Origin of the sequence: Yoonia sp. SS1-5 (genome assembly GCF_038443705.2) — a bacterium.
Lineage (GTDB): Bacteria > Pseudomonadota > Alphaproteobacteria > Rhodobacterales > Rhodobacteraceae > Yoonia > Yoonia rhodophyticola.
The window spans coordinates 91,381-115,371 of record NZ_CP151764.2 but is presented as its reverse complement, the minus strand read 5'-3'; the positions used below and the strand labels follow the sequence as shown (position 1 = coordinate 115,371).

Annotated in this window: 25 protein-coding genes; 13 read left to right on the top strand and 12 right to left on the bottom strand. The window is 56.8% G+C overall.

Annotated elements, in window-relative coordinates:
- Positions 1 to 100 precede the first annotated feature (100 nt).
- The gene (locus tag AABB31_RS00575; RefSeq protein ID WP_373634758.1) at positions 101 to 1,033 is read left to right on the top strand and encodes a LysR substrate-binding domain-containing protein; all 933 of its coding nucleotides are present in this window, start codon (positions 101 to 103) and stop codon (positions 1,031 to 1,033) included.
- Positions 1,034 to 1,317: 284 nt separating this feature from the next.
- Here AABB31_RS00575 and AABB31_RS00570 read toward each other — a convergent pair whose 3' ends face one another.
- The 8 genes from AABB31_RS00570 to AABB31_RS00535 are packed head-to-tail and all read right to left on the bottom strand — an operon-like array spanning position 1,318 to position 9,157.
- Positions 1,318 to 2,238 carry an aminotransferase class IV gene (locus AABB31_RS00570; RefSeq protein WP_342075075.1) on the bottom strand — a complete coding sequence of 307 codons (921 nt, stop codon included), beginning with the start codon at positions 2,236 to 2,238 and terminating at the stop codon, positions 1,318 to 1,320.
- Entirely contained in the window at positions 2,235 to 3,173 is a 939-nt protein-coding gene (locus tag AABB31_RS00565; RefSeq protein WP_373634757.1) for an ornithine cyclodeaminase family protein, read from the bottom strand. Before AABB31_RS00565 ends, AABB31_RS00570 begins: the two co-directional genes overlap by 4 nt.
- On the bottom strand, positions 3,170 to 3,907 hold the full coding sequence (locus AABB31_RS00560; protein WP_342075077.1) for an amino acid ABC transporter ATP-binding protein: 738 nt from the start codon (positions 3,905 to 3,907) through the stop codon (positions 3,170 to 3,172). The genes AABB31_RS00565 and AABB31_RS00560 overlap by 4 nt, the downstream gene beginning before the upstream one ends.
- A complete protein-coding gene (locus AABB31_RS00555) occupies positions 3,900 to 4,982 on the bottom strand; it encodes an amino acid ABC transporter permease (RefSeq protein WP_342075078.1) in 1,083 nt (360 codons plus the stop codon). The genes AABB31_RS00560 and AABB31_RS00555 overlap by 8 nt, the downstream gene beginning before the upstream one ends.
- Before the next feature lie 2 nt (positions 4,983 to 4,984).
- Positions 4,985 to 6,121, bottom strand: coding sequence for an ABC transporter permease subunit (locus AABB31_RS00550; protein WP_373634756.1), 1,137 nt, complete (start codon positions 6,119 to 6,121; stop codon positions 4,985 to 4,987).
- Between the two features lie 58 nt (positions 6,122 to 6,179).
- Positions 6,180 to 7,214 (bottom strand): transporter substrate-binding domain-containing protein, encoded by a 1,035-nt coding sequence (locus AABB31_RS00545; protein ID WP_342075080.1) that lies wholly within the window; start codon positions 7,212 to 7,214, stop codon positions 6,180 to 6,182.
- 27 nt (positions 7,215 to 7,241) lie between these two features.
- Positions 7,242 to 8,387 (bottom strand): mandelate racemase/muconate lactonizing enzyme family protein, encoded by a 1,146-nt coding sequence (locus AABB31_RS00540; RefSeq protein WP_342075081.1) that lies wholly within the window; start codon positions 8,385 to 8,387, stop codon positions 7,242 to 7,244.
- On the bottom strand, positions 8,384 to 9,157 hold the full coding sequence (locus AABB31_RS00535; protein WP_342075082.1) for a GntR family transcriptional regulator: 774 nt from the start codon (positions 9,155 to 9,157) through the stop codon (positions 8,384 to 8,386). Before AABB31_RS00535 ends, AABB31_RS00540 begins: the two co-directional genes overlap by 4 nt.
- A 28-nt stretch (positions 9,158 to 9,185) precedes the next feature.
- On the opposite strand from AABB31_RS00535, the gene AABB31_RS00530 reads away from it, so the two are divergent.
- Positions 9,186 to 10,583, top strand: a complete 1,398-nt coding sequence (locus AABB31_RS00530) for an FAD-binding oxidoreductase (RefSeq protein WP_342075083.1) — start codon at positions 9,186 to 9,188, stop codon at positions 10,581 to 10,583.
- Positions 10,583 to 11,407, top strand: a complete 825-nt coding sequence (proC, locus tag AABB31_RS00525) for a pyrroline-5-carboxylate reductase (RefSeq protein WP_342075084.1) — start codon at positions 10,583 to 10,585, stop codon at positions 11,405 to 11,407. Before AABB31_RS00530 ends, proC begins: the two co-directional genes overlap by 1 nt.
- 256 nt (positions 11,408 to 11,663) lie before the next feature.
- Here proC and AABB31_RS00520 read toward each other — a convergent pair whose 3' ends face one another.
- Both AABB31_RS00520 and AABB31_RS00515 read right to left on the bottom strand, forming a co-directional pair.
- Positions 11,664 to 11,975, bottom strand: coding sequence for a hypothetical protein (locus AABB31_RS00520; protein WP_342075085.1), 312 nt, complete (start codon positions 11,973 to 11,975; stop codon positions 11,664 to 11,666).
- A gap of 337 nt (positions 11,976 to 12,312) precedes the next feature.
- On the bottom strand, positions 12,313 to 13,185 hold the full coding sequence (locus tag AABB31_RS00515; protein ID WP_342075086.1) for a LysR family transcriptional regulator: 873 nt from the start codon (positions 13,183 to 13,185) through the stop codon (positions 12,313 to 12,315).
- A gap of 130 nt (positions 13,186 to 13,315) precedes the next feature.
- On the opposite strand from AABB31_RS00515, the gene AABB31_RS00510 reads away from it, so the two are divergent.
- The 6 genes from AABB31_RS00510 (at position 13,316) to AABB31_RS00485 (ending at position 18,060) form a co-directional block, all read left to right on the top strand.
- A complete protein-coding gene (locus AABB31_RS00510; RefSeq protein ID WP_342075087.1) occupies positions 13,316 to 14,110 on the top strand; it encodes an ABC transporter ATP-binding protein in 795 nt (264 codons plus the stop codon).
- Positions 14,111 to 14,154: 44 nt separating this feature from the next.
- Positions 14,155 to 14,925, top strand: coding sequence for a transporter substrate-binding domain-containing protein (locus AABB31_RS00505; protein WP_373634755.1), 771 nt, complete (start codon positions 14,155 to 14,157; stop codon positions 14,923 to 14,925).
- A gap of 74 nt (positions 14,926 to 14,999) precedes the next feature.
- Positions 15,000 to 15,683, top strand: a complete 684-nt coding sequence (locus AABB31_RS00500; RefSeq protein WP_373634764.1) for an ABC transporter permease — start codon at positions 15,000 to 15,002, stop codon at positions 15,681 to 15,683.
- A gap of 3 nt (positions 15,684 to 15,686) precedes the next feature.
- Entirely contained in the window at positions 15,687 to 16,472 is a 786-nt protein-coding gene (locus tag AABB31_RS00495) for an ABC transporter permease (RefSeq protein ID WP_342075089.1), read from the top strand.
- A gap of 54 nt (positions 16,473 to 16,526) precedes the next feature.
- Complete coding sequence (locus tag AABB31_RS00490) at positions 16,527 to 17,162, top strand: cysteine hydrolase (RefSeq protein ID WP_342075090.1); 636 nt, start codon at positions 16,527 to 16,529, stop codon at positions 17,160 to 17,162.
- A 7-nt stretch (positions 17,163 to 17,169) separates the two neighbouring features.
- Entirely contained in the window at positions 17,170 to 18,060 is an 891-nt protein-coding gene (locus AABB31_RS00485; RefSeq protein ID WP_373634754.1) for a DMT family transporter, read from the top strand.
- Positions 18,061 to 18,106: 46 nt separating this feature from the next.
- Here the strand turns inward: AABB31_RS00485 and AABB31_RS00480 are convergent, their stop codons facing one another.
- Positions 18,107 to 18,532 (bottom strand): Lrp/AsnC family transcriptional regulator, encoded by a 426-nt coding sequence (locus AABB31_RS00480; RefSeq protein WP_342075092.1) that lies wholly within the window; start codon positions 18,530 to 18,532, stop codon positions 18,107 to 18,109.
- 129 nt (positions 18,533 to 18,661) lie between these two features.
- On the opposite strand from AABB31_RS00480, the gene ctlX reads away from it, so the two are divergent.
- Together ctlX and AABB31_RS00470 are read left to right on the top strand one after the other, a co-directional pair.
- Positions 18,662 to 19,585, top strand: coding sequence for a citrulline utilization hydrolase CtlX (ctlX, locus tag AABB31_RS00475; RefSeq protein WP_342075093.1), 924 nt, complete (start codon positions 18,662 to 18,664; stop codon positions 19,583 to 19,585).
- A 25-nt stretch (positions 19,586 to 19,610) separates the two neighbouring features.
- Positions 19,611 to 20,675 (top strand): ornithine cyclodeaminase, encoded by a 1,065-nt coding sequence (locus AABB31_RS00470; RefSeq protein WP_373634753.1) that lies wholly within the window; start codon positions 19,611 to 19,613, stop codon positions 20,673 to 20,675.
- A gap of 358 nt (positions 20,676 to 21,033) precedes the next feature.
- On the opposite strand, the gene AABB31_RS00465 is transcribed toward AABB31_RS00470, so the two are convergent.
- Positions 21,034 to 21,573 (bottom strand): TetR/AcrR family transcriptional regulator, encoded by a 540-nt coding sequence (locus AABB31_RS00465; RefSeq protein ID WP_342075095.1) that lies wholly within the window; start codon positions 21,571 to 21,573, stop codon positions 21,034 to 21,036.
- Positions 21,574 to 21,666: 93 nt separating this feature from the next.
- Here AABB31_RS00465 and AABB31_RS00460 point away from each other — a divergent pair, with 93 nt between their 5' ends.
- Both AABB31_RS00460 and speB read left to right on the top strand, forming a co-directional pair.
- The gene (locus tag AABB31_RS00460) at positions 21,667 to 22,887 is read left to right on the top strand and encodes an aromatic ring-hydroxylating dioxygenase subunit alpha (protein WP_373634752.1); all 1,221 of its coding nucleotides are present in this window, start codon (positions 21,667 to 21,669) and stop codon (positions 22,885 to 22,887) included.
- A gap of 66 nt (positions 22,888 to 22,953) precedes the next feature.
- Positions 22,954 to 23,991: an agmatinase gene (speB, locus tag AABB31_RS00455; RefSeq protein ID WP_342075097.1), complete on the top strand. Its 1,038-nt coding sequence runs from the start codon at positions 22,954 to 22,956 to the stop codon at positions 23,989 to 23,991.

The following is a 23,991-nucleotide window of genomic DNA, read 5'->3' as shown; positions in this document are numbered from 1 at the left end:
CTCTCCCCTGATGTGTGAACTCGAACTCTTAGCAAACCCTACCCGTTTCACAGGTGGCGTATAGTTGCTGATATCGTACGCCTATGTTAACCAATGCTATATGGCAAACCTACGAAAAGACGTTCATTTACTGCGGCACCTTGTGACTTTTCAATCCGCTTCACGTACGGCAAACTTTACGCAAGCCGCGTTGGAACTTGGCATTTCCCGCGTTGCGGTGAGCCGCCAGATCGCGGAGCTGGAAGAGGCTCTTGGCCAAAAGCTGTTTGCGCGCAATCACCGTACAGTTACGCTTACTCAGACGGGGGATGCCTTCGCCAAAAATGTGAACCCTGCTCTGGCTGCGGTTGCCGCAGCCTTGGCGCGACAGAGGGCCGACGTATCGGACCCAAGGATTTCCGTCACAGTCACTTCCGCGTTCGCGACATACTGGCTTATGCCGCGCTTGATCGATTTTGGTGCACTCCATCCTGACATAGAGATCAATCTCGTTGTTTCGGACCGTTACATTGATATTGAAGCCGAAAACATCGATGTTGCGGTGCGCTACAGCCCTGCTGCGCAAACCGGGGCGGGATGGAGCCCCCTTTTTCTAGAGACGATCTTTCCTGTCTACAGTCCCCGCTATGCGGCACGTACTCAATTAAAAAGCGCACAAGACCTGCGCCGAGAAAGGCTGCTGTTTCTGTCTGGCCGGTATCGCCGCGAAGCCCGTTGGGAGTATTGGTTTTCCCAGCGCGGACTCAGCTCGCCGGAAGAACGATCAGGCGTGTCAGTGAATACTTATATCAACATGCTACAGGCCGCGATCGAAGGACAGGGCATCGCATTGGCTGGCCGCCCCTTGGTCGACACCTTTCTTGCAGATGGATCGTTGAAATCGTTAGCGACAATTACCCCGCTACAACGAGATTATTACTATTTGTACCAACGTCCCGATCACGCCCGCGCATGTATGTTCAGCAATTGGGTCGAGTCGCAGTTTAGGGAAATGCCTGAGAGACCATTGATTCATCACCTCTATAAAAAATAGGCCAAAACAAGCAGAAGCGTAAACCCAGCGAATTCGCCCTTTGTCGACGACCTGCCCATTGATCTGTTATCGGTCACCAAAAGTCTTACCAGACCACAGTGTCGCAGCTTGCTATCAATTGCGACGTTGAACAGCGCAAATTCGCGGGGATTGCCCGCAAGTTCGAGGCGCCCGCCGCGAGGGCATCAATATTGGGCGCTGTCCAAACCGTGCCGCTTTTTGCGTTCAGGACGCAGGGCGTCCGTTGATCGATCATGAACAGCAGGATGTTGGGCTGCGTCATCTCAGCGCGAAACCTCTTCATCAATGAGATCTTTGTAGAGTGCGCGAATACGTTCGGTCATTGGGCGCTCACCGGTGCCGATGGCCTTGCCATCGATCTCGGCCACCGGTGTTTGTGCCCCGAAAGTGCCGGTCAAGAACGCTTCATCTGCGCCATAGGCTTCGTAAAGCGAATAGTTCTTTTCAAACACCGGGATGTCATTGGCCTGGCACAAATCAATCACCTTTTGACGGGTCACACCGTTCATGCAGTAGTCCCCGGTGGAGGTCCAGACCTCGCCCCGGCGCACGATGAAAAAGTTGCAGGCGTTGGTCGTGTTCACGAAACCAAGCGGGTCGAGCATCAGCGCCTCATCGGCACCAGCCTGTTCGGCCTGAAGGCAGGCAATAACGCAGTTGAGTTTCGAATGGCTGTTGTACTTGGCGTCCTGCGTCATTGGCAGACCGCGCACTTGCGGCACGGTGGCCAGTCGGATACCTTTGGATTGCAGGGCGGGGGCGGGCTTGGAATGTTCCATGATGATGACCAGCGTCGAGCCGCTTTGGGATAGGCCAGGGTGTTGGAACGGCTTAATCTTGACCCCGCGTGTCAGCATCAGCCGGCAATGGACGTCTGTTGTCATATCGTTGGCTTGGGCTGTTTTGCGCATCGCCTCGGCAATGCCTGCCTTGTCCATGCCAACATCAATCGCCACCGCTTTGCAGGAGTTGAAAAACCGGTCCATGTGTTCGTCGAAGAACGCCCATGTCCCGTTGTAAAGCCGCATGCCCTCCCACATGCCATCGCCCAGCATAAAGCCGCTGTCATATACCGACACTTTGGCATCGTCCCGGTGCACGATGTCGCCGTTCACGTAGATCTTGATGTCGCGGTTGCGCGCATCTTCGCTTGCGGTGTGCGTGCTGTGGCTGTCTGTTGTCATGGTGTTCCTGCGCTTTCCACGAGGGCAAAGGCGGTCATCAGATCCAGATGCGCGCCCCCACCGTTTTTGAATAAGGTGATGTCTGAAGGGGCGATGCGCCCCGGTGTGCCGCCCGCCAGATCGTAGAGATCGGCAAGGATGTCTTTGGACTTGATCACGCCTTCTGCGAGCGGGATTTTCAGTTCTCCAATATGATGGAGCGTTGTGTCGCGGCTGTCTACGAACAGGCGGGCGCGTTTGAGCGCGGTGTCGTCCACTTCGCGCATGTCCGCGCTGAAGGCGCCGATCAGGTCCAGATGCGCGCCCGGTTGTAGCCAATCGCCCAGCACCACAGGCGCGCGGGCCAAGGTGGCTGTGGAGATGATGTCGGCATGTTGCACGGCGGTTTGCAGATCAGAAACGGCGGTGACGGGAACGGGATTGCCCGATAGCTTTTGCGCAAGTGCTTCGGCCTTGTCCGTCGAGCGGTTCCATACCTCGATGCGCTCAAGCCCAGGGAACAGGATCGGATATGCCCCGGCCAGTGTTTTCGCCACGCTGCCTGCACCCACGATCAGCAAGCGGCGGCTGTCGGGACGTGCCAGCAGTTTCGCCCCTAGCAGCGAGTCCGCCACCGTCTTGAGGTTTGTCACCAGCGCGCTGTCGAGCGTCGCCATATGACGCCCGGTTTCATCGTCAAAGACCAGCATCGCGCCTTGAATCGTCGGCAGGTTGCGGTCCGCGTTTTCGGGCAAGACGGTCACAGATTTGACGCCAGACCCCATGCCGGGGATGCGCGCTGCGCGGCTTAGCAATGTGCGTTCGGGCGGGCCCAGAAACACGTCCGTGACTTCGGCGCGCGGCGCCTTGTGACCCGCCTCAAGGGCGGTAACCAGCATGGGCCAGTCCGGTGCCGAGGGCAGGTCAGCCTTCGTCAGATACGGTGGGGGTGTCACGCTTTGACGGCTTTCATGAAGTCTTGCGTGATCGGGTGTTTGGGGGCGGTGAACATCTGTTCGGGATCGCCTTGTTCCACAATCGCACCGTCCGCCATCAAGATCACCTTGTCCGCCACCGCGCGCGCGAACCCCATTTCATGGGTGACACAGATGATGGTCATGTTGCCGCGTGTGAGTTCCTGCATCACGTCCAGCACTTCGGCGATCATTTCAGGATCAAGCGCCGAGGTGGGTTCGTCAAAAAGCATGATGTCCGGGTTCAACGACAACGAACGCGCAAGCGCCACACGCTGTTTCTGCCCGCCCGATATCTGATCAGGAAACTTCTCGGCATGCTCGCCCACTTGCATGCGGCTTAGCTGCGCCATCGCCACCTCGCTTGCCTCGGCGCGGGCGCGCCCGATGCCGCGAATTTGCGGCAGGACGCAGTTTTCAAGGATCGTCAGATGCGGGAACAGATTGAAATTCTGAAACACCATGCCGACGCGCTTGCGTACCGCTTCAAGCTCGCGCTCATCATCACCAACTGCGTGTCCAAGCACTGAGAGCGACCCGTCTGCGTAGGTCTCCAACCCGTTTACACAGCGAATCAGGGTGGATTTGCCGCTGCCAGACGGGCCGCAGATTACCAGCGTTTCGCCGTATTCAACATCCAGCGACACATCGCGTAACGCGTGGTGGTCCCCGTAGTATTTGTTCAGCTTTCCAAACGAGATTGCGTGTTCAGCCATGACCAAGCCTCATGCGGGTTTCAAGCCAAGCACCGTAGCGCGACAGGCCAAAGACAAAGATGAAATAGATGAAGGCGAGGAACAGATATACCTCGACATATTGCTGGCCCCATTCGCCGGTGCCGACAACCGCGTTGCCCGATGCCATGACCTCAAAAAAGCCGATGATGGTCACGATCGAGGTTTCCTTGAACGTGATCACCGCCTGGTTGATCGTGGAAGGCAGGGTGTTGCGAAACGCCTGCGGCAGTTGGATATCAACGACCTGTGACCAGAACGGCATGTTGAGCGATACCGCCGCTTCCACCTGTCCATCAGGAATGGATTGCAGTCCAGCGCGGATGATCTCTGCCTGATAGGCGGCAAAGAAAAGTGCAAAGCCGATGATGACGCGACCCAGCTTGTCACCCTGCAACCAGTCGGGCAGCACCAGCGGCACCACGACGGCAGCAGCAAACAGGATCGTCAGCAATGGCAGGGAGCGGAAGACATCAATGAAGATGCCTGTCGCTTTGGCTATCACCGGCAGGGAGGAGCGGCGCGCAAAGGCGAGAGTCACCGCCAGCGGCATGCCAAGAACAAAGACCGCCGAGAAAATGAAGATCGTCAGCGACAGCCCGCCCCATTGCTCGGTTGTGACCAGCGGCAGCCCCGCGAACCCGCCGCGCATCAGCAGAACGAAAGTGCCAAAGCCCACGATCCACAGGATCGGTAAGCGCCAGACGGTCCAGAACAGCGGCACACAGGACAGGATCATTGTCATGATGACTGCCAGGCACGCCAGAGTGGAACGCCAGTGTTCCTCGTAAGGATAAAGGCCAAACAGGATCAGCCGATGGCGGTCCTGGATCACGGCCCAGCAGGCACCTGCGCCATGGCCACAGGCCTCGCGATCTTCGACAGACCAGATCGCATCGCGCAGGCCCCAAGACCAGATGCCGCTGACCACCCAGAAAATCAGGGCCAGAAAAACCAGCGACAGGATCGCATCGTACCATGTGGAAAAGAAGTGCTTGCGCAGCCACGCGGCAATGCCAGTCTGCGCGGCTGGCGGGAGAGACGCCTCAATAGCCATGATCAGTTCCTCCCCTTAAGTTTCAGGCGCTCGTTCAGCACGTTCATGGCAAAACCAAGCGAATAGTTGATGATGACAAAGCCGATCATCAGCAACGCAAGCAGCTCAAGCGTCTGACCGCTCTGGTTAATCGAGGTCGACACCACGGCGAAGTAATCGGGATAGCCGATCACGATGCCCACGGTTGTGCCCTTCATCAGCCAGACGTACTGGTTAGACAGCGCAGGCAGCATCGCGCGGAAGGCAAGCGGGATGCGGATAAAGCGGTTCACCTGGGAATGGGACAGGCCAAGGGCGGCACCCGCCTCCAGCTTGCCTTTATCCACTGACAGCAAACCGCCGCGGATGATTTCCCCGATGTAGGAGGCGCCAAACAGGACCAGACCGATCAGCAGCGCGGTAAATTCCGGCTTGAGGGTAAAGCCACCGACAAAGCGAAGGCCTTTGAGTTCCGGCACCGAGATCAGCGGCATATCCGGCGCGCGGCCCGTCAGGATCAGGATAGAGAAGAGCGCCACAAAGGCGGCGATGCAGCCAAACACGCGCTGGCGGAAATCAAATCGGTAAGCCAGCTTGCGGAAGGCAACGCTCAGAGCCACGACGCCAAGCGCGAGCAGAATGACGTCCCAGCCGCTGAGCGCGGGCACGGGCAATGTCAGTCCCCGGTTGGAGAAAAAGGCGATGTCGCCAAAGTTGATCGCATTGCGTGGGCTGGGTGTGTGGGTAAGTAGCGCGTACCAGAACAGCACCTGCAAGATGACAGGCACGTTGCGGAAAAGTTCGATATAGGTGCCGCCGACGATCTTCATGGGAGTGTTCGTGGACACCCGCATCAGCGCGATGATCAGGCCGAGCAGGCTAGCCAACACCAGTGTCAGCAACCCCACCGCAAGCGTGTTGAGAATACCTGCCAACAGCATCCGCGTGTAGGTCGAGCGGGGGCCAATCTCAATGACGGAAAAGCTGAGCGTCCAGCCGGTTGTCTGCTCCAGAAACCCGAACCCCGTGGCCATGCCCTGTGAGAGTATGTTCGTCCGGCCCACAACAGCGGCTGCGATGATCAAGCCGACAAGTAAAACCAGAAAACCAATTTGTATCGCACCGCGCTTGAATGCGCGCGACCGAAGAAGTGCCGACATGACGTGTCCCCCGTGAAAGTTGCAGGGCGCACTCAAGCGCGCCCTGCTTTGGTATGATTTAGTCAAGCACGAGCGGGTACATCACGCCGCCATTGCTCCACAGGTTGTTCAAGCCGCGCGGCAGCTGATAGCGAGAGTCCTTGCCGATGGTGCGGTCATAAATCTCGCCATAGTTGCCAACAGTCTTGATCACGTTGTAGGCCCAGTCATCCGACAGACCCAGACGCGCGCCGACACCGGGCGTGGCACCCAGCATCCGCTCAACCGTGGCGGATGGCGGGTTGGCTTTCATCTCATCGACGTTGGCCATCGTGATGCCTTCCTGCTCGGCCAGCAGCAGCACTGTGACCATCCAGTTGATCACGTCCATCAAGGCATCTTCGCCTTCGCGGACGACGATGCCTTCAGGTTCAAGCGCCATCACATCCTCAAGGATGACGAAGGCATCCGGGTCAGGCGCTTCGACACGTGTCGCAGACAAGAAGGGGCCAAAGCCCGGCACCGCATCGCAACGCTCGTTATAGATCGCGCCGCGCAGCTCTTCGGGCTTCTCGAAGGCGAGGATTTCATATTCCAGCCCGCGTGTGTCCATATAGTCGACCAGAATACGCTCAACTGTTGTGCCGGCCTGTGCGCAGAACACGCCGCCTGCCAGATCCTCGATGGAGGTCGCACCCAGATCCTTGCGCGTCATCGTGTAGAACGGACCGACGAAATAGGGCCGCGAATAGGTCAGGCCCAGTTCAGTGTCGCGGGTCATGGTCCAGCCTGTGACCTTGATGATCACGTCGATGTCGCCTGATTGCAGGGACGGGAAACGCTGCGCCCAGCTGACGGGGATGATTTGCAGCTTGTCGGGGCTGCCGGTGATGGCAGTAGCCAGTGCGCGGCACATTTCGATGTCAAAGCCCTGCCATGCGCCTTGCGCGTCTACTTCAGCAAAGCCGAGGTAGGAACCATTGTGGCCTGTGCAAAGCAGACTGTCGCGCTCTTTGATGGCGCCGAGCACGCCTTCATCCTGCGCTATTGCGCCAGACGCGCCCATGAGGGCAATCGCAGAGGATGCGATCAGTGTTTTGAGTGTTGAAGTCATGTCTTTCTCCGTTGGTTTGATGATTTGCTAGGCAACCGCACCTTCTTTGGGTGGGTTAGAGGTGTTGAAAACGAGCTCGACCTCATTTTCCGGGAGGGTGATACCAAGACCCGGAGTAACCGGGAGCGGCATCTGTGGTGCGAACTTTGAGTTCAGCCACGGCAATTGGTCAAAAAAGACCTGATGCAAGTGGTGGTATTCGACGTGGGCCACGACGTCACAAGCGGCGGCAAACTGGCATGCAGCCATCAAGGCGACGGCTGTTGAGGACACCTCAAGCGACAGGCGAACATCTGTGCCGCGCACCATGTCGGCCATCTCATGAAGCCGGGTAAAGCCGCCGCAGGCCACAGGCGCGGTTTGCAGCAACGTGACGGCACGGTCTTCAATTAGCTTGGCGTGCAGTTCGTGTCGGTACTCTGCCTCGGTCGCCATGACAGGCACGCCTGCGCGGACCAAGCGCGCCATGCCGGTGATGTCGTCTGCAGGCGTCGGCGATTGAAACGCTTCGACCCGGTCATGGGGAAGGGCGTCGTAGACCCTGAGGGCGTCGTCCGGGGTCAGGCTGTACACGGCATCAATCACCAGCCGCGTTTCGACGGGGAGGACATCAAGCACATGATGAACCCGCGCAAGATCGTCTTCGACGGTCAGGCCGCCGATCTTCATCTTGACGATGGAAAACCCGGACCGCGCCATGTCCGCGAGCTCTGATCCAAGATCAGCCATCCCCTTGTTCCTGCCGTAAAGCCCGCCGCTGGCGTAAAGCGAAACAACGCCTGACCCCGCAATATCAAGCATCTTCCAGATTGGCTGGTTTTGCGCCTGTGCCTGCACGTCATGGGCGGCGATATCGATCCCGGACAAGGCAGAGGCCAAAATGCCATGCCGCGCAGTCAAAGTCGCGCGACGGGTCAGGCTGGCGGATATCTCTTCAACTGCGGCAACTTCCTGCCCCAAGAAGGCAGGTATGACTTCGGTCCGCAGAAAAGCACACAAGGTGTCGGGGGCCGCATCAAAGCACCAGCATTCACCAAGCCCCACACGGCCCTGATCATCTTCGATCTCGACAAAGACCGCGTATTTATACGTCCAACGGATCGCCGGGTTCCAGAATTTACCGCTCAGATCGTTGCAATGAGTGTGGATGCGTATGTCTGTGATCACGCTCATCCGACGATTTTCAAGGATTTCCGGGAAGCCAGACCCGCCGCTACGTCAATTGAGAACGCGTCATCAGCCTCGTAACGCATCGCTTTGAGGAAACGATCATGAAACTGGAAGGTGTGTTCATGGGCGACCTTGTCGGCGGCAGCGACATCCTGTGTCTCAATGGCGTCGATGAAATCGTCGTGCTGGTCGGCCAGCTTGTCTTCTCGTTGGGTGGCTTCGAGAAAGCGAATGTGGATATGCAAAAGTCTGCGGGCTTCCGACAACAGCTGGCTATAGTGACGCGACACGTATGGGTTACGCCCGATTTCCCCGATGGCTTTGTGAAAATCATAGTTTGACTGCAAAATCGCAAAATGATCGAGATCTCTTACTGCCGCACTGTAAACGTCCGCAAGTTCATTGAGCCGAACAAGGTCAGCCGCTGTTCTGTAACGCGCGGCCAAACGGGTGGCATAGCGCTGCTGCAAATCAAGGGCTTCGATGAAGCTTGAGAAGTTTTGCAGGTCAATCGGAGCAACAATAGCGCCTCGGTTTGGCACGGTTTCAACAAGTCCCTCAGCGGCCAGACGGCTCAGAACTTCGCGGATCGGAGAGCGCGAGACGTTGAACCGATTGGATAGGGTCGTTTCGTCGAGCGGTGCACCCGGCTCCATATCGAGCGTCAGGATTTCGCGCCGAATGACCTCGCAGATTTCGGCTGTTGCAGTACCACGTTGGAATTTGGTTGGCATTCGCAGTTGCGTCCTTTCGATACTGTCGACATATTGCATGCAATATTTACTTTTGTCGACAACAAGTATGCAAAAAGCTGAAGCCATGACAAAAACTACATCACATGAAGCGACGAAAATTGCCGTCATCGGTGCAGGGATCATCGGCATTTCGACTGCTTACTACCTGGCCAAGAACCACAATTTTTCCGAGATTGTGCTGATCGACAGCAGTCAACCGATGGCGTTCACGTCAGCGCAATCGGGCGAGAACTACCGCAACTGGTGGCCGCACCCATCAATGGTTGCCTTTACAAACCGTAGCATTGACCTTCTGGAAGGTATCGCCAGCTCAAGCGGCAATCGGATCAATATGAACAGGCGCGGATATGCACTGGCGACGCGGCGCAAAGAGATTGGCGACCTTGTGCAACAGTTGCATGACGGTTTGGGCGAAAGCGCAGATCAACTGATCCGCTACCACAATTCAGCCCGTAACAGCCTTTATCAGCCGCCCCACGTGCCGAATTGGGAAACCGCCCCCATTGGCGTGGACATCTTGCAGAATCAGGCTCTCATTCAGTCGATGTTTCCGTCTTATAGTGGCGACATCGAAACAGTCATTCACATCAGGCGCGGCGGGGACATCAGTGGGCAGCAACTTGGCATGCACATGCTTGAAGACCTCAAAAATGCGCGGATGAAGCGCGTCACAGGATCGGTCGAAGACATAACCCAAAAAGATGGTTTTACCCTTGAGGTTGCGACGAGCGATGGCACACAAATCCTTCAAGCAGACAAGATCGTCAATGCGGCGGGTCCGTTCGCTGGACGTATTGCCAACATGCTTGGGATTGCATTGCCGATCTATAATACCTTCCAGCAGAAAATCGCTTTTGAAGACCGTGAGAAGGCCGTCCCGCGCGCGTTGCCATTTTCAATCGATCTTGACGGTCAGAGAATTGACTGGTCACAGGAAGAACGTGATCTGCTTCAGGCAGATCCTGACTTCCGTTGGTTGGCGGGTGATATGCCCGGCGCAATTCACTGCAGGCCGGACGGAGGTGATAACGGGACCTGGGTCAAGCTGGGTTGGGCGTATAACGAAAGTCCAGCCGAGGCCACGTGGGAACCACCGTTGGACGATAACTTCCCTGAGATCGTATTGCGCGGCGCGGCACAGCTGAACCCGTCGCTGAAGGCCTATTGCGGGCAACTCCCGCGCAATTTGCGCCACTACGGCGGCTGGTACACGATGACTGAAGAGAACTGGCCCCTCATCGGCCCGTTGGGCATCGAGGGAGCCTTCATGAATTGTGGGCATTCAGGCTTTGGAACAATGGCAGCGTGCGCGGGCGGAGAACTGGCCGCTGCTTGGGTCGCAGGTGCCAGCAAGCCTGCGTACAGCGATGATTTCTCGCTGGAACGGTATCAAAATCCGACGTTGATGCAAAAGCTCCGTGATAGCTCAAAAGGGGTACTTTGATGGTTCATCAAACAACCAAAGTCGTCTTGGTCGGCGCCGGCCGAATGGGGCAAGCGATGCTGAACGGATGGCTGCGCAATTTGGGCGAAAGCCACGAGTTTCATGTTGTGGACCCACATGACGCAGGAGCGATTTCGAAGCAATCCTCAGGCAAGAACCAACTTACTCGATATACAACTGCCGAAGACCTACCACCTGGCTTGGAAGCCGACGTGATCGTCCTGGCAACCAAACCGCATATCATTCCTTCGGCGCTTGAAGCACTGCCAGACGGATGTGCAAGCGATACGGTTGTTGTGTCGGTTGCTGCGGGCATCCAAATTGTCGATATCGAACGCCACCTAAGCGGTCCGGCATCGGTGATGCGGGTGATGCCAAACATCGGCGCACAAGTCGGATTTTGCGTCAGCGCGGGCTATGCACACGAGGATGCCCCACAGTCCGGCAAAACTCTTGTCGAACAGCTCTTTAACTCCATCGGCAGTTTTTGCTGGCTGACAGATGAAGATCAAATGCATGCGGTGACTGCCCTGTCGGGAAGTGGGCCCGCCTATATCTTTGCTATGTGTGAAGCGATGATAGCGGCGGGGGTCGAGTTAGGCATCGAAGCAGAAACCGCCCAAACTCTTGCGGTTGGTACAGTGTCAGCAGCAGGCCGATTGCTGGAAGACTGCGCCGATCCCGGCCGTCTTCGAGAGGCGGTCACCAGCCCAAACGGGACCACCGCTGCGGGTTTAGCCGAGTTTGGCCGCAAACAAGCACTCGACCAGCTCGTCACCAAAGCCCTTGACGCAGCAAAGCATCGCTCAAAAGAGCTCTCCTAAATGACGACCTTGCAGGGTACTTCCTTGAGCGAAGGTAGAGAGATGATACAGCGGCCCAATTCGCAAGGTCCGCAAATTGCGCCCGCTGCGAACGAGCGCTCCCCACAATTGCTGTCTTTCACTGGTGTTGCAATGCGCCCAAAGCCGTCGTTCGTGTAGGTTATGTCAATGGCAGCAAAGTTCGCAAACTGGAAGTTGCGATAAGGGTCAGTTATCATTGCCAACCATTTGCCCACACAGGTCAAAAGAACCTACATCAACGAAAGACAAGAAATGTGCCGACAGAATCGTCGAAGGAGGACAGTATGCAGAGGCTGAGGCTTACATCTTCTCGGGGGGCCAACTGCTGATCTATCGGTTCATGGACCAGCAAGACGGCAAAACGAACGGGTCGTACCAGTCGAGCAACTGCAACGGCTGCGGGCTCAAGGATAAATGCACGAACAGAAAAGATCGCCGCGATGAGGGTCTGAACGGCTGTAGCTTGGCCAAATAACAGCGTCTCAACGCCGGCAGATTTGGTCAGGAACGCCATTCGTTCCAAATCTGAACGATTAAAAATGATCAATCAGCAAAACACGCGTCCAATACCAAAACCCCATGCTGATGTGCAATCACAGCCAATTTCCACCCAGCCTCTCCGCACTCTGGACTTCTGTTTTCTGTCGGACGAGCAACCAAAACACGGAACGTCGCGATTGATCAAGGTTGTGCGCATTCGAGACCTTGGCCGCTGGCATCACGGATGTCCTTTCTTATCCTAATTCGCGGCAACGACTATTTCATGTTATCGTAGCCGGAAAATTGCCCTGACGCGTTCGCTCAGCCGGAAATCACTCAGGCCACGTTTGACGTGTAGACGTTCAGTTTGCGATAACGGCACCGATTCTACCCGCGTCACAGTTTCAATCGCGAAGGTTCTGGGTCTGGTCTACTAACCAGTCTCTAAAAAGCGCTGACGCACTAGACTTTGAAGTGCCTCTAGGTATTGCGATCTGATACCAGATGCACCGAACCGAGCGATCATCCAGACGCACCAACTGACCCGAAGAAATCTCGCGATGGCATAGTATGTCATCGGCAAGGATGACGCCTTCGCCGTCCACCGCCGCATCGATTGCGAGTGACAGGTCCGAATGAATGCGCCCCTTGCGCCAGCCCTCGCTTGCGGGTTCGTGCGCCGCATACCACTTGTGCCAGGTCTCCTTGCCATTGTCGTGCACCAGCACGGCGCGCTGCCAGTCGATGGCGGACCCCGCCAATGGCAGCGCATCGCGTATGTCCGGTGTTGCCGCGGGATAGCCGTCAATCGGGAATAGGTTGTCCCGTTCCACTCCGCGTTTGGGAATCCGGGTTTCGAAGTGAATGATCATATCTGCATGACCTTCGCCGATCTGGGCGGGTGTCCACGCCGGACGCAGGTCGATTTCAACCCTCGGGAAAAGTTCGCAGAACTCCGTGATCCGCTTCCGCAGCCAGAGTGAGGCAAACGCCGGCTCTGCGCTGACAACCACCGTGCCCGCTTGGGTTTTTCGCAACACGGTTTCGCAAGCGTCAGTGAGGATCTGCAGCCCGCTTGCAATCTGCGGCAGCAAGGCACGCCCGTCATCGCTCAACTCCACGCGATTGCCGCGGCGAACGAACAACTCAGTGCCGAGCCAGTGTTCAAGATTACGGATGTGCTGACTGATGACGCTGTGGCTGACGTTCAGCTCGGCCCCGGCTTTGGCAAAGCTCGAATGCCGTGCAGCTGCCTCGAAGACAGGCAGTGCATTCATATGTCGGAGCGTGTTTCCCATTCCCTCAGCGTAGCAAAAAGCTTCGCTGAGGGCAAGTTATATGCGTTTTTCGAAACCTCGGCGGACGGCTACCATCCCTCAGAAAACACCAACACCAGACGGACGCCATATGCTTGATATCACCACTCCTTCTTCCGCCGATGCCTCGCTTGTGGTCACCGATCTGCACAAGTCCTTTGGCGCGTTGGAAGTACTTAAGGGTGTATCGCTCCGCGCTTGTCAGGGAGATGTGATCTCTCTCTTGGGATCTTCGGGATCAGGAAAAAGCACGTTTCTGCGCTGCATCAACCTGCTTGAGACGCCGAATTCCGGGGTAATCAGAGTGCATGGCGAAGAGATCAAGATGACGACGGACCGTCATGGCGTGTTCAAGCCGTCAGATGCCCGCCAGGTCGAGCGCATTCGCGCCCGGCTCGCGATGGTTTTTCAGTCGTTCAATCTCTGGTCACACATGACAGTGCTGGAAAACGTCATTGCCGGGCCAATGCATGTCTTGAAAAAGTCCCGCTCCGAGGCCACTGAAAAAGCCCACAAAGTGCTCGAACGCGTCGGCATGTACGAGCGACGCGATTACTTCCCGGCACATATTTCCGGCGGTCAGCAGCAACGCGCGGCAATTGCCCGCGCTCTGGCAATGGAACCGGATGTGATGCTGTTTGACGAACCGACCTCGGCGCTGGATCCGGAGCTGGTGGGTGAAGTGCTGAAAGTCATCCGGTCGCTGGCCGAAGAGGGACGCACCATGGTTGTGGTGACGCACGAGATGGCCTTTGCACGAGATGTCTCGTCAGAGGTGATCTTCCTTCACCAGGGTTTGATCGAAGAACAGGGTCACCCGGACCAGATGTTCACTGACCCGAAATCGACACGTTTCAAAGAGTTCCTCTCGAACACCCGGCACTAACCGGGAGGTCCTTTCAACTCAGTCCAAATAAGGGAAATCAAAAAATGAGCTTCAAGAAAACACTCCTCGCAACAGTCGCCTGCGCGATGACATTCATCGGGGGCGCTGCGGCGGCAGACACGCTTCGCATCGGTGTCGAAGGTGCCTATCCCCCATTTTCGATGAAGGAAGCCGATGGTACGCTTTCGGGATTCGACATCGATATAGCGCTGGCGCTTTGCGCGCAGCTCGAGCGTGAATGCGAACTGGTTGAACAGGAATGGGACGGGATGATCCCGGCCCTGCAGGCGCGCAAATATGATGCCATCGTCGCCTCCATGTCGATCACCGAAGACCGTAAGAAGCAGGTGGATTTCACCGCGAAGTATTATGACACGCCGTCTCGCTTCATTGCCCGTGAAGGCGCAGAATTTGATATGACCGTCGAAGGCACCAATGGGGTCAAGATCGGCGTCCTGCGCGGCACCACCCTGCAATGTCATGTCGAGAAGGCTTTTCCGGACGCTGACCTGCGACTTTACAACACACAAGAGGACGTTTTTGCTGATCTCGTGGCAGGTCGCTTGGACATGCAGCTCAACAATACGCTGCAGGCCATTGATGGCTTTTTGAATACGCCTCAGGGCGAGGGCTTTGCTTTCCTCGGTGAGAACGTCGATGATCCTGAATGCCTTGGCGAAGGCACCGGTATTGCCGTGCGCAAAGGCGACCCACTTGCAGGCGAGCTGACCGCGGCCATCGAGGCGATCCGCGCCGACGGCACCTACGCCGCGATCAACGACAAGTATTTCGACGTCGACATCTACGGCAAATAACATCGCATAAGGGCAGGGGCCGTTCCGGTCCCTGCCACTCTCTTTTCGCCGGATGACGGACTGAACCCATGGACGTGATAATCGAATACCGACAGATCTTGATCGAAGGCACGATTGTCACAATTTCGCTGGCCGTTCTGTCTTTGCTTCTTTCGGTCGTCCTTGGGCTGATGGGTGCCTTTGCAAAGCTGTCCCACCTGCGCGGTATCCGGCGTGCCGGCAATATCTACACGACCTTTGTGCGCAGCGTGCCCGATCTGGTGTTGATGATGCTGATCTTCTTTGGCGGTCAGACCTTGGTGAGCCAACTCGGTGGCTTGACCGGACTTTGGGGCTATGTCGAGATCAACCAGTTCGTTGCCGGGACGCTGACGTTGGGCTTTATTTTCGGCGCCTACATGACCGAGACCTTCCGCGGCGCGATCCTCGCCATTCCAACCGGCCAGATCGAGGCAGGCAAAGCCATTGGCATGTCGCCGGGGCAGATCTTCCGTATCGTGACTTGGCCGCAGATGGTGCGCTTTGCGTTGCCAAGTTTTACAAACAACTGGCTGGTTTTGGTCAAATCCACCGCGCTGGTGTCGGTCATCGGACTGCATGATCTGGTGTGGAACGCGTTTTCGGCGGGCCGGTCCACCCATCAGCTTTTCACCTTCATGATTGCGGTGCTGGTGATCTATCTGATCATCACCGGAGTGTCGGACCTGATCCTGCGCTGGATAGACCGCAGATACTCCGCTGGCGTGAGAAGGGCCTGAGCCATGGAGCCCGAACGGACCTTCCTCGAATACCTAACACATATCAGCGAAAACGTCTCGCCGATCAACTTCCTGCTGATCTACGACAATATCGGCCGGTTTTTTGAAGGTGCGCTGGTGACGCTGCAACTGACGTTCCTGGCGCTTCTGGTGGGCGGATTGATCGCTGTGCCACTGGCCATCGCGCGAGCCAATCGTAAACCATTCTTCAGCCCGGCGATCCGGATCTACACCTACATATTTTGCGGAACACCTCTTCTGGTGCAGGTCTACCTGTTCTATTTCGGCCTAGGTCAGTTTGAGGCCGTCCGTACCAGTTTCCTATGGGACCCGATCCTGTCCAGCCCCTGGTGGTGCGTGATGATCGCCTTCACGCTCAATACCGCCGCCTATACGACGGAATTTCTACGTGGTGCCATCGAAACCACGCCCCGCGGCGAAATCGAGGCTGCCAAAGCCTGCGGCATGTCGTCCTTTACGCGGATGCGGCTGGTGGTCCTGCCAAATGCCTTCCGCCGTGCGCTCCCGGCCTATTCGAATGAGGTCATCTTCACCCTGCACGGGTCGGTCATCGCAAGTACGGTGACCCTTCAGGATCTCTTGGGTGTCGGGCGATGGTTGAACGGGCGCTATTACTTGGCATACGAGGGCTTCCTGACTGCGATGGTCTTCTATATGGCCATCGTCTTCCTGATCTCTATCCTGTTCAAGCTGGCCGAAAAGCGATTTCTCGGCCACTTGCGCCCGCGCATTGAGACCAAGCCGTCAAAAGTCGCGGCGCCAGCCTGACCTGGCGCACAGCGAAACATTCACATGAACTCACACAAATCGAAAGGTATTCCCATGGCCACCTCCAAAAAACGCGATTTGATCGAAGGTCGCGCAGCCTTGATCGTCATCGACATCCAGAAATCGACCTTTGCGCCCATCCCCGATGAAAAACGCGCCATCGCCCACATGCCAGACTATGCCGAGCGGATGGCGCGCTCAAAGGTTGCCATCGACAAGGCGCGCGAAGTCGGCATACCCGTGATCTTCATACAGGAAATCCACCGCGCCAACCTGATCGACATGGGACGCGAAACCGACGGCGACGAGGATGTGCATTGCCTCGACAGCAACCCGCTGACGGACTTCGCTGAAGAAGAGCTGGGCATGCGTCCGGATGACTACCGCATTTCCAAACGCCGCTATTCGGCTTTTTACGGCACCGACCTGGAAATCCTGCTGAAGGGGCTGAAAGCTGAAACCCTGATCCTGGTTGGCGGGTTGACGGATGTCTGTGTGCATTACACCTTCGTCGACGCCCACCAAGGCGATTATTTCTGCCGGGTGATAGAGGATTGCGTCGCCGGATCCAGTCTCGCGGCGCATCAGGCTTCGCTCAATGCGGTAGAGTATCTCCAACACGGCGCCGTGCGCGCACTCGATGAGGTTCTGGACGCGATGCAGAACCAAGCTGCGAACCATGCTGCCTGACAAGACAATGATGGCAGTTGGGCTGGCGCTGGCAGCCTCCGCCATCCTCAGCTTCATCGACAATTTCGTCGGCGTGGTTAGCCAAGAGGCTGGACTATGGCAATTTCAGGTGTTTCGTACCGTGTTTGCCATCCCGCTGCTGCTCATAGCCGCACGGATGTCGGGGCGTGTGATCCGCCCGGTCAATGTGCCTCGGCTGGCGGTTCGCAGCCTCGCGGTGTCAGTTGGGTTGTTGATCTATTTCGCCTCGCTTGGCGCCTTGCCCGTATCACAGGCGGGCGCTGGCCTCTTCAGTGCGCCGCTATGGGTAGTGCTGCTATCGGTTGTCTTGTTCCGTCAAAAGATCGGCGGGATGGGGACCTTTGCGGTGGTGATCGGCTTTGCAGGGGCGCTGATGTTGTTGCAGCCTGACTTCGGCAACCTGACAGCATTGTCCCTGATGCCGCTGGCAGCCGGGCTTTTCTACGGCTTGGGCATGATGCTCACCCGTCACTGGTGCAGCGACGAAAGCGCAATTGCGCTGGCGATCGGGATCTTCGCGACCATCGGCGCGGCCGGTCTGGTCATGCTGATCGTGGTCACGTTTTGGCCTGGCGATACCTTCATCACGGCACCCTGGTCTCAACCGAGCCCGCGCTTTCTTTGGCTGACCCTGTTTCAGGCTGTCGGCGCTGTTGTTGCCGTCACGCTAATCGCCCAAGCCTACAGGATCGGAAACCCGGCTGTAGTCGCTGTTTTTGAGTATTCGTTCCTGATCTTCGCAAGCCTCTGGGCGTTTCTACTCTGGGGTACGCCAACCAATCCTCTTGCCTGGGCAGGGATCGCGGTGATCCTGACCTCCGGCATCCTGATGGCCTTGAACCACAGAGAAAATTCAAATGCCCCCGCTGCTGTCTGATCTTGCTCGTATGCCTCTTGTGCCTCTCGAACACATCGTGGGCCGCCTAGACCGAGCTCAGCAGAATCGAGGTTTCGCTATTAGTGATGCCAGGAATGCCACGCACCTCGCGCAGGACGCGGTCAAAGTCTGTCAAGCTTTCGGCACTAAGCTGAGCAACTAGATCCCAGTTGCCGTTGGTGGAATGCAACTGTCGCAGCGCAGGGATCCCGCGCAGGCTGCGGATCACCTGCGTGGTCGACTGGCCTGAGACCTCAATCATCATGATCGCCCGGACAGCCTCCGGCCCACTGTCTTCGCGCGCGCGGATCGTGAAGCCCAGCACCGCGCCGCTGTCCAACAGCCGGTCGATCCGCGCTTGCACGGTCGCCCGAGACACGCCCAGTATAGCTGCCAACTTAGAGACCGGCGCACGCCCGTCTTCGCGAAGCAGCGCAATCAGCTTCCGGTCGAGATCATCATAAACGAGCATGACATATCTTATAATTGAACTAAGCAGTATGCGCAATTATACATTACAAATAGTACAAGTTGGCACTGCAGTTCGTCAGGGCGTTGCCATAGTCCTTGGGCAAAGTTACGCACAGGAAGCCCTTGCCATATGCCCCGATCCTCGCTTCAGGCACCAACCTCGGTGGTCATGATCCGGCCACATCACTTCACTCCAAACGCGCAAACCGCCCAGGACAACCATTTCCAGACCAGTGCCAACGGCGATGCCGCAGCTATGGCCAGTGCCGCCCATGTCGAAGTAACCCGCGCCGCAAATTCGCTGCAAGCTGCCGGTGTCCGCGTCCATATGTTCGAGGACGAAGGCACCGCCACGCCCGATTCCGTTTTTCCAAACAACTGGTTTTCCACGCATTCCGGCGGGCATGTCGCTGTCTACCCGATGCATTCCCTGAACCGTCGGGCCGAACGGCGGCACGATGTGCTGGAGATGCTAAAACGCGATTACCGCGTGCAGGACATCATTGACTATTCAGGATTGGAACAGGACAACTTGTACCTCGAAGGCACAGGCGCCATGGTCATCGACCATTTGGAACGCGTCGCATACGCCGCGCGGTCGAAACGCACCAGCGAAATCTTGTTGGAACGCTTCTGCACGCATTTCAACTATGAACCGGTGGTCTTTGACGCGGTCGATATGCGCGGTGCGCCCATCTACCATACCAACGTGCTGATGTGCATCGGCACTGATTTCGCACTGATCGGGCTGGACTGCATTCCAGACGCATCGCGCCGCCATGAGGTGGGCGAACGCCTTCGCCAGGGCGAGCGTGACATTGTTGAGCTGAGCCACGACCAAATCGCCGATTTCGCTGGCAACGCCATCGAATTGCAGGGCCTCGATGGGCTCTTGCTTGCGCTGTCGTCGCGCGGGCTGCAGTCCCTGGATGTCGGTCAACGCGCTACGCTGGAACGTCATGTAACGCTGCTGCCCCTGGACATTCCCACCATCGAACACGCCGGCGGCTCTGTCCGCTGCATGATCGCCGGGTTGCATCTGAGCGCCCGCTAACCCCAAACCGCCTGAGGATTTCGTCATGTCCCCCCTGCCGTCAAAACGTGCCTACGTTCCCTTCGTGTCGGTCGAACACATGATGGGTCTTGTCCATCACATTGGCATCGAAAAGGTGCTGACCGACCTCGCCGCCGAGATCGAAGCTGATTTCCGCCGCTGGCCGCTGTTCGATAAGACACCCCGCGTCGCCTCGCATTCTGATGTAGGTGTGATCGAGCTTATGCCGACGTCGGACGGGCAGACCTATGGGTTCAAATATGTCAACGGCCACCCCAAAAACACCGCCGAGGGGCTGCAGACGGTCACTGCCTTCGGTCTGCTGGCGGATGTGGATTCTGGTTATCCGAATTTGCTGAGTGAAATGACTTTGCTGACAGCGCTGCGCACGGCAGCGACAAGCGCCATGGCGGCGAAACACCTGATGCCAAAGGTCGCGCGAACCATGGCGATGATCGGCAATGGCGCGCAGTCAGAATTCCAGTGCCTTGCCTTCAAGGCGGTGTGTGGCATCGATACCGTGCGGCTTTACGACATTGACGCCTCGGCCACCGCCCGCTGCGCCGCGAACCTGACACAAAGCGGGCTGGCGGTCGTGCAATGCCGATCGAGCGAGGAAGCCATCGAGGGCGCGCAAATCGTCACCACCTGCACCGCAGACAAGCAAAACGTCACGATCCTGACTGACAACATGGTGGGCGCAGGCGTGCACATCAACGCCATTGGTGGGGATTGCCCAGGTAAGACGGAACTGCACCGCGACATCCTGCTGCGGTCGTCGATCTTTGTCGAATACCCGCCCCAGACGCGGATCGAAGGCGAGATTCAGCAGCTTGATCCGGATCATGCTGTGACCGAACTCTGGCAGGTCATCACGGGCGAGGCCATGGGCCGCAGCGATGATCGGCAGATCACCCTGTTCGACAGCGTAGGCTTTGCGATCGAGGATTTCAGCGCCCTGCGCTATGTTGCCAAGGCTATCAAGGGCACGCCCTTTTTCACCCGGCTCGACATGATCGCCGACCCGGACGATCCGCGCGACTTGTTCGGCATGTTCCAGCGGGCCAAGCCTGAATCCAACGTTGAATAGGTTATGGGGATGGCATTGATTCTCCTGCTTGTTCGAAATTGAAATACACCCATAGCTCAATCCGCCCCCTGCCACCGTCCTGGCAACATTGTCCCCATTTCATTTTTGCAAAACGGATTGACACGGAAGTTCCTAGATTCGGCGAATATAGACGAGTTACTGGGTTTTGAAATCTATTCGGAGACAAGTGCGGCAGGTAGCGGAACGAACTACGAAGTCGCATTGGATCGAATGGGTTCTCCAATCCTGATAATACTGCCTTCGACGGGTGTGAGCGCCGACTCGTCAGCCGACGAGTTTCTGGGTTCGGACCAATTCAGTGGGGGAGGATCATGTTGGTGAAAATAGCGACGGACCTTCAGAGCGATGTTGCCCTTGATCTGATCTCTGCGTAGATCTTGGTGCGCAATTTGGGAGAAACCTCAAGGAGTTTCAGTAGCCTCAGGGCTTCCAGACCCTCGCATGCCAACCAAAGAAGAAGCGGGTCAAAGTTATGATCGGCTTGCTTAAGGTAGGGCCGGGAATAACGAGAGTAGGCTTCGCGCACTGACGCCAATCTGTCGGGTTCCTCGGCCAGTAACAAAAGAACCGCTTCAGCATATGATGCTTGCTCTTCATAATGTTCTTCCCAGGTCTTGAGGTACGTCAACAGCGCCGCGTTTGGTGAGGGGTCCCGGGACGCGTTTTCATCATATCTGGCGTCCCAGTCATCAATTTGTGAGCTTACCACCGCATCTATCAACGCCAGTTTGCTGGGATACCAATGCAGGATCGCACCCTTTGTCGCGCCGATGCGTGTGGCGACCTCCTGTATGGTCAACTTTGCGGCACCCTTTTCACGAATAATGTCACGCGCCGTTTGCAACATGTCGGCACGGTTGTATTTTTGCTTCGCCATGATGTGCCCCTACATACCACGTGGTATGTATCTATTGACATACCGACCTCGCGGTATGTATCACGGAATGAACATATTGAGAAGGAGCTTGCGATGAAAGATACAGTTTCAACCTGGGCCTACGGCACGTCGCTTCCGGCAGAGCTTTATGTCTCTGAAGAGGTTTTTCGGGACGATTTGGATTGGCTTCTCAAATCTCAATGGTTTTTGACCGGACATATTTCACAAATTCCCAATGCCGGTGACTTCTTTCTGTACGCGATCGGGAACGAAAGCGTCATTGTGACCCGAAACAAAGAAGGTGAGGTCAAGGCGTTTCACAATGCCTGTCGTCATCGTGGATCGCGGGTTTGTCTTGAAAACGAGGGCTACAAACGTCTGTTCACATGTCCCTACCATTCGTGGAGCTATGATCTTGATGGTCAGCTGCGCGCCGCCGCCTCCATGCCAGAAGGCTTTGACAAAAGCGCAAATGGCCTGCTGCCAATCAACGTGGGTGTTTTTGAGGGTCTGATTTTTGTCAACTTCGCGGCTGAGATGGACGCGCCAGATTTCACCACCTTTACGCAGCGATTTGCCCCTCTGATGCACGGGCAGGGGCTTGCCCAGACCAAGGTTGCCGCCCGCAAAACCTATCCGACCAATGCAAACTGGAAGCTGGTCGTTGATAACTTTTTCGAATGCTACCACTGTTCAACCGCGCATCCCAGCTATTGTCAGGTACATGACAAAATGAAGCTGCTTGCCTTTGGTGCGGTCGACCGCTCGGATGATCCTGAAATGGCGGATCATCGCAAGTGGCTTGCTGAGTGGGAGGCGGAAGCTGAGGCAAAAGGCTATCCGACTGGGATGTTCCATGATGATGCCACATCGGCGTATTTTCAGGCCGCCAACAGGTTGCCTATCGCCAAGGGCGCGCTTACCGAAAGCATGGATGGCCAGCCGATTGCACCTTTGATGGGCGACTTAGCTGAATTCGACGGCGGGCAAACGGGCTGCGTATTCTCTCCGCTTTCCACTGTCCTGGTCAACAACGACCATGCGGTCATTTTCCTGTTCATCCCCAAAGATACGCAGGAAACAACGGTCGAGGCGATCTGGTTGGTGGCCCCCGATGCGGAGGAAGGGACGGATTATGATCCGCAAACCTTGATGCATCTTTGGGATACGACGCTGAAGGAAGATAAAACCATTACAGAAAACAATCAGCTTGGCGTGGCCTCTCGAGGATATCGGCCCGGCGTGTTGTCCGACCGCGAGGTGTGGATCGCAGAGTTCGGGAAATGGTATCTTGAGCAGCGCGGGCTGATTTGAATTTACCCAAGACGGAACTTTGGGCATGATTGCGCCAAGATGGTGGTTCCGTCTCAAGGGTGAACAATGGCCAATAGCAAACTTGAACATCTGCGGGCGTTGGCAGCAAAAACCGATCTGAACGACAAGGCCTTGCAGGCATTTCTGGACAGCGGCGGCGCGCATGGTGGGGACAAGCGCGAACACGTTGCCCCCTATGCCGGCATTTCATCCTTCCTGCGCGCGCCCTTGCAGGCCGGGTTTGAGTGGTTGGATATCGCGCTTATTGGCGTGCCCTTCGATCTGGCCGTGACCAACCGGCCGGGGACGCGCTTTGGTCCCCAGCAAGTGCGCGAATTGTCTGTCTTGGCTGCCGGACCCAAGCACCATGTCAGTGGTATCATCCCGGCTGCAATTGCACGCTTTGCCGATTGCGGGGATGTACCCATCGCCAGTACCTATGATTTGGACAAAGCCACGCAAGAGATTGAGGCTTTCTTTCACACAGTCATTGATGCCGGAGTGATGCCGCTCTCTATAGGGGGCGATCATTCAATCAGCTATCCGATCTTGAAAGCGGTGGGGCGTGACGCGCCGGTTGGCATGATCCATATCGATGCCCATGCCGACACCGGCGGTCCTTTCAACGGCTCACGTTTTCATCACGGTGGCCCATTTCGCAACGCAGCCCTTGCGGGGGTGCTGGACCCCGAGCGTACAGTGCAGATTGGGATCCGTGGCCGCGCAGAGCCGCATTGGGATTTTTCCTATGACAGCGGGATGCGCGTGATCCACATCGAAGAAGTCTATGAAATGGGCCTTGATGCGGTTCTGGCTGAGGCGCGCAGGATCGTCGGCGATGGCCCCACTTATGTGTCTTTTGACATCGACAGCATCGATCCCGCGTTTGCGCCGGGAACAGGCACGCCGGAAGTCGGCGGGCTGCAACCGCGCGATGTTCAAAAGCTGTTGCGTGGCCTTCAAGGATTGAACCTTGCTGGCGGTGACGTGGTTGAAGTATCACCGCCGTTTGATCAGACCGGAAATACAGCCCTCGTCGCATCAACCATGCTTTGGGAGCTGCTTTGTGTTTTGGCGGATGCCATCGCGCGACGGAAAGCCTGA

Excerpts from the sequence above, each read along its gene's own strand:
- AABB31_RS00530 (WP_342075083.1), top strand. The coding sequence starts at position 9,186 with ATGCAAAAAGCTGAAGCCATGACAAAAACTACATCACATGAAGCGACG.
- AABB31_RS00495 (WP_342075089.1), top strand. The coding sequence starts at position 15,687 with ATGGAGCCCGAACGGACCTTCCTCGAATACCTAACACATATCAGCGAA.
- AABB31_RS00505 (WP_373634755.1), top strand. The coding sequence starts at position 14,155 with ATGAGCTTCAAGAAAACACTCCTCGCAACAGTCGCCTGCGCGATGACA.
- AABB31_RS00515 (WP_342075086.1), bottom strand. The coding sequence starts at position 13,185 with ATGAATGCACTGCCTGTCTTCGAGGCAGCTGCACGGCATTCGAGCTTT.
- AABB31_RS00555 (WP_342075078.1), bottom strand. The coding sequence starts at position 4,982 with ATGGCTATTGAGGCGTCTCTCCCGCCAGCCGCGCAGACTGGCATTGCC.
- AABB31_RS00510 (WP_342075087.1), top strand. The coding sequence starts at position 13,316 with ATGCTTGATATCACCACTCCTTCTTCCGCCGATGCCTCGCTTGTGGTC.
- AABB31_RS00470 (WP_373634753.1), top strand. The coding sequence starts at position 19,611 with ATGTCCCCCCTGCCGTCAAAACGTGCCTACGTTCCCTTCGTGTCGGTC.
- AABB31_RS00490 (WP_342075090.1), top strand. The coding sequence starts at position 16,527 with ATGGCCACCTCCAAAAAACGCGATTTGATCGAAGGTCGCGCAGCCTTG.
- AABB31_RS00535 (WP_342075082.1), bottom strand. The coding sequence starts at position 9,157 with ATGCAATATGTCGACAGTATCGAAAGGACGCAACTGCGAATGCCAACC.
- AABB31_RS00545 (WP_342075080.1), bottom strand. The coding sequence starts at position 7,214 with ATGACTTCAACACTCAAAACACTGATCGCATCCTCTGCGATTGCCCTC.
- AABB31_RS00485 (WP_373634754.1), top strand. The coding sequence starts at position 17,170 with ATGATGGCAGTTGGGCTGGCGCTGGCAGCCTCCGCCATCCTCAGCTTC.
- AABB31_RS00550 (WP_373634756.1), bottom strand. The coding sequence starts at position 6,121 with ATGTCGGCACTTCTTCGGTCGCGCGCATTCAAGCGCGGTGCGATACAA.
- AABB31_RS00540 (WP_342075081.1), bottom strand. The coding sequence starts at position 8,387 with ATGAGCGTGATCACAGACATACGCATCCACACTCATTGCAACGATCTG.
- AABB31_RS00465 (WP_342075095.1), bottom strand. The coding sequence starts at position 21,573 with ATGGCGAAGCAAAAATACAACCGTGCCGACATGTTGCAAACGGCGCGT.
- ctlX (WP_342075093.1), top strand. The coding sequence starts at position 18,662 with ATGCCCCGATCCTCGCTTCAGGCACCAACCTCGGTGGTCATGATCCGG.
- AABB31_RS00480 (WP_342075092.1), bottom strand. The coding sequence starts at position 18,532 with ATGCTCGTTTATGATGATCTCGACCGGAAGCTGATTGCGCTGCTTCGC.
- proC (WP_342075084.1), top strand. The coding sequence starts at position 10,583 with ATGGTTCATCAAACAACCAAAGTCGTCTTGGTCGGCGCCGGCCGAATG.
- AABB31_RS00560 (WP_342075077.1), bottom strand. The coding sequence starts at position 3,907 with ATGGCTGAACACGCAATCTCGTTTGGAAAGCTGAACAAATACTACGGG.
- AABB31_RS00575 (WP_373634758.1), top strand. The coding sequence starts at position 101 with ATGGCAAACCTACGAAAAGACGTTCATTTACTGCGGCACCTTGTGACT.
- speB (WP_342075097.1), top strand. The coding sequence starts at position 22,954 with ATGGCCAATAGCAAACTTGAACATCTGCGGGCGTTGGCAGCAAAAACC.
- AABB31_RS00570 (WP_342075075.1), bottom strand. The coding sequence starts at position 2,238 with ATGACAACAGACAGCCACAGCACGCACACCGCAAGCGAAGATGCGCGC.
- AABB31_RS00460 (WP_373634752.1), top strand. The coding sequence starts at position 21,667 with ATGAAAGATACAGTTTCAACCTGGGCCTACGGCACGTCGCTTCCGGCA.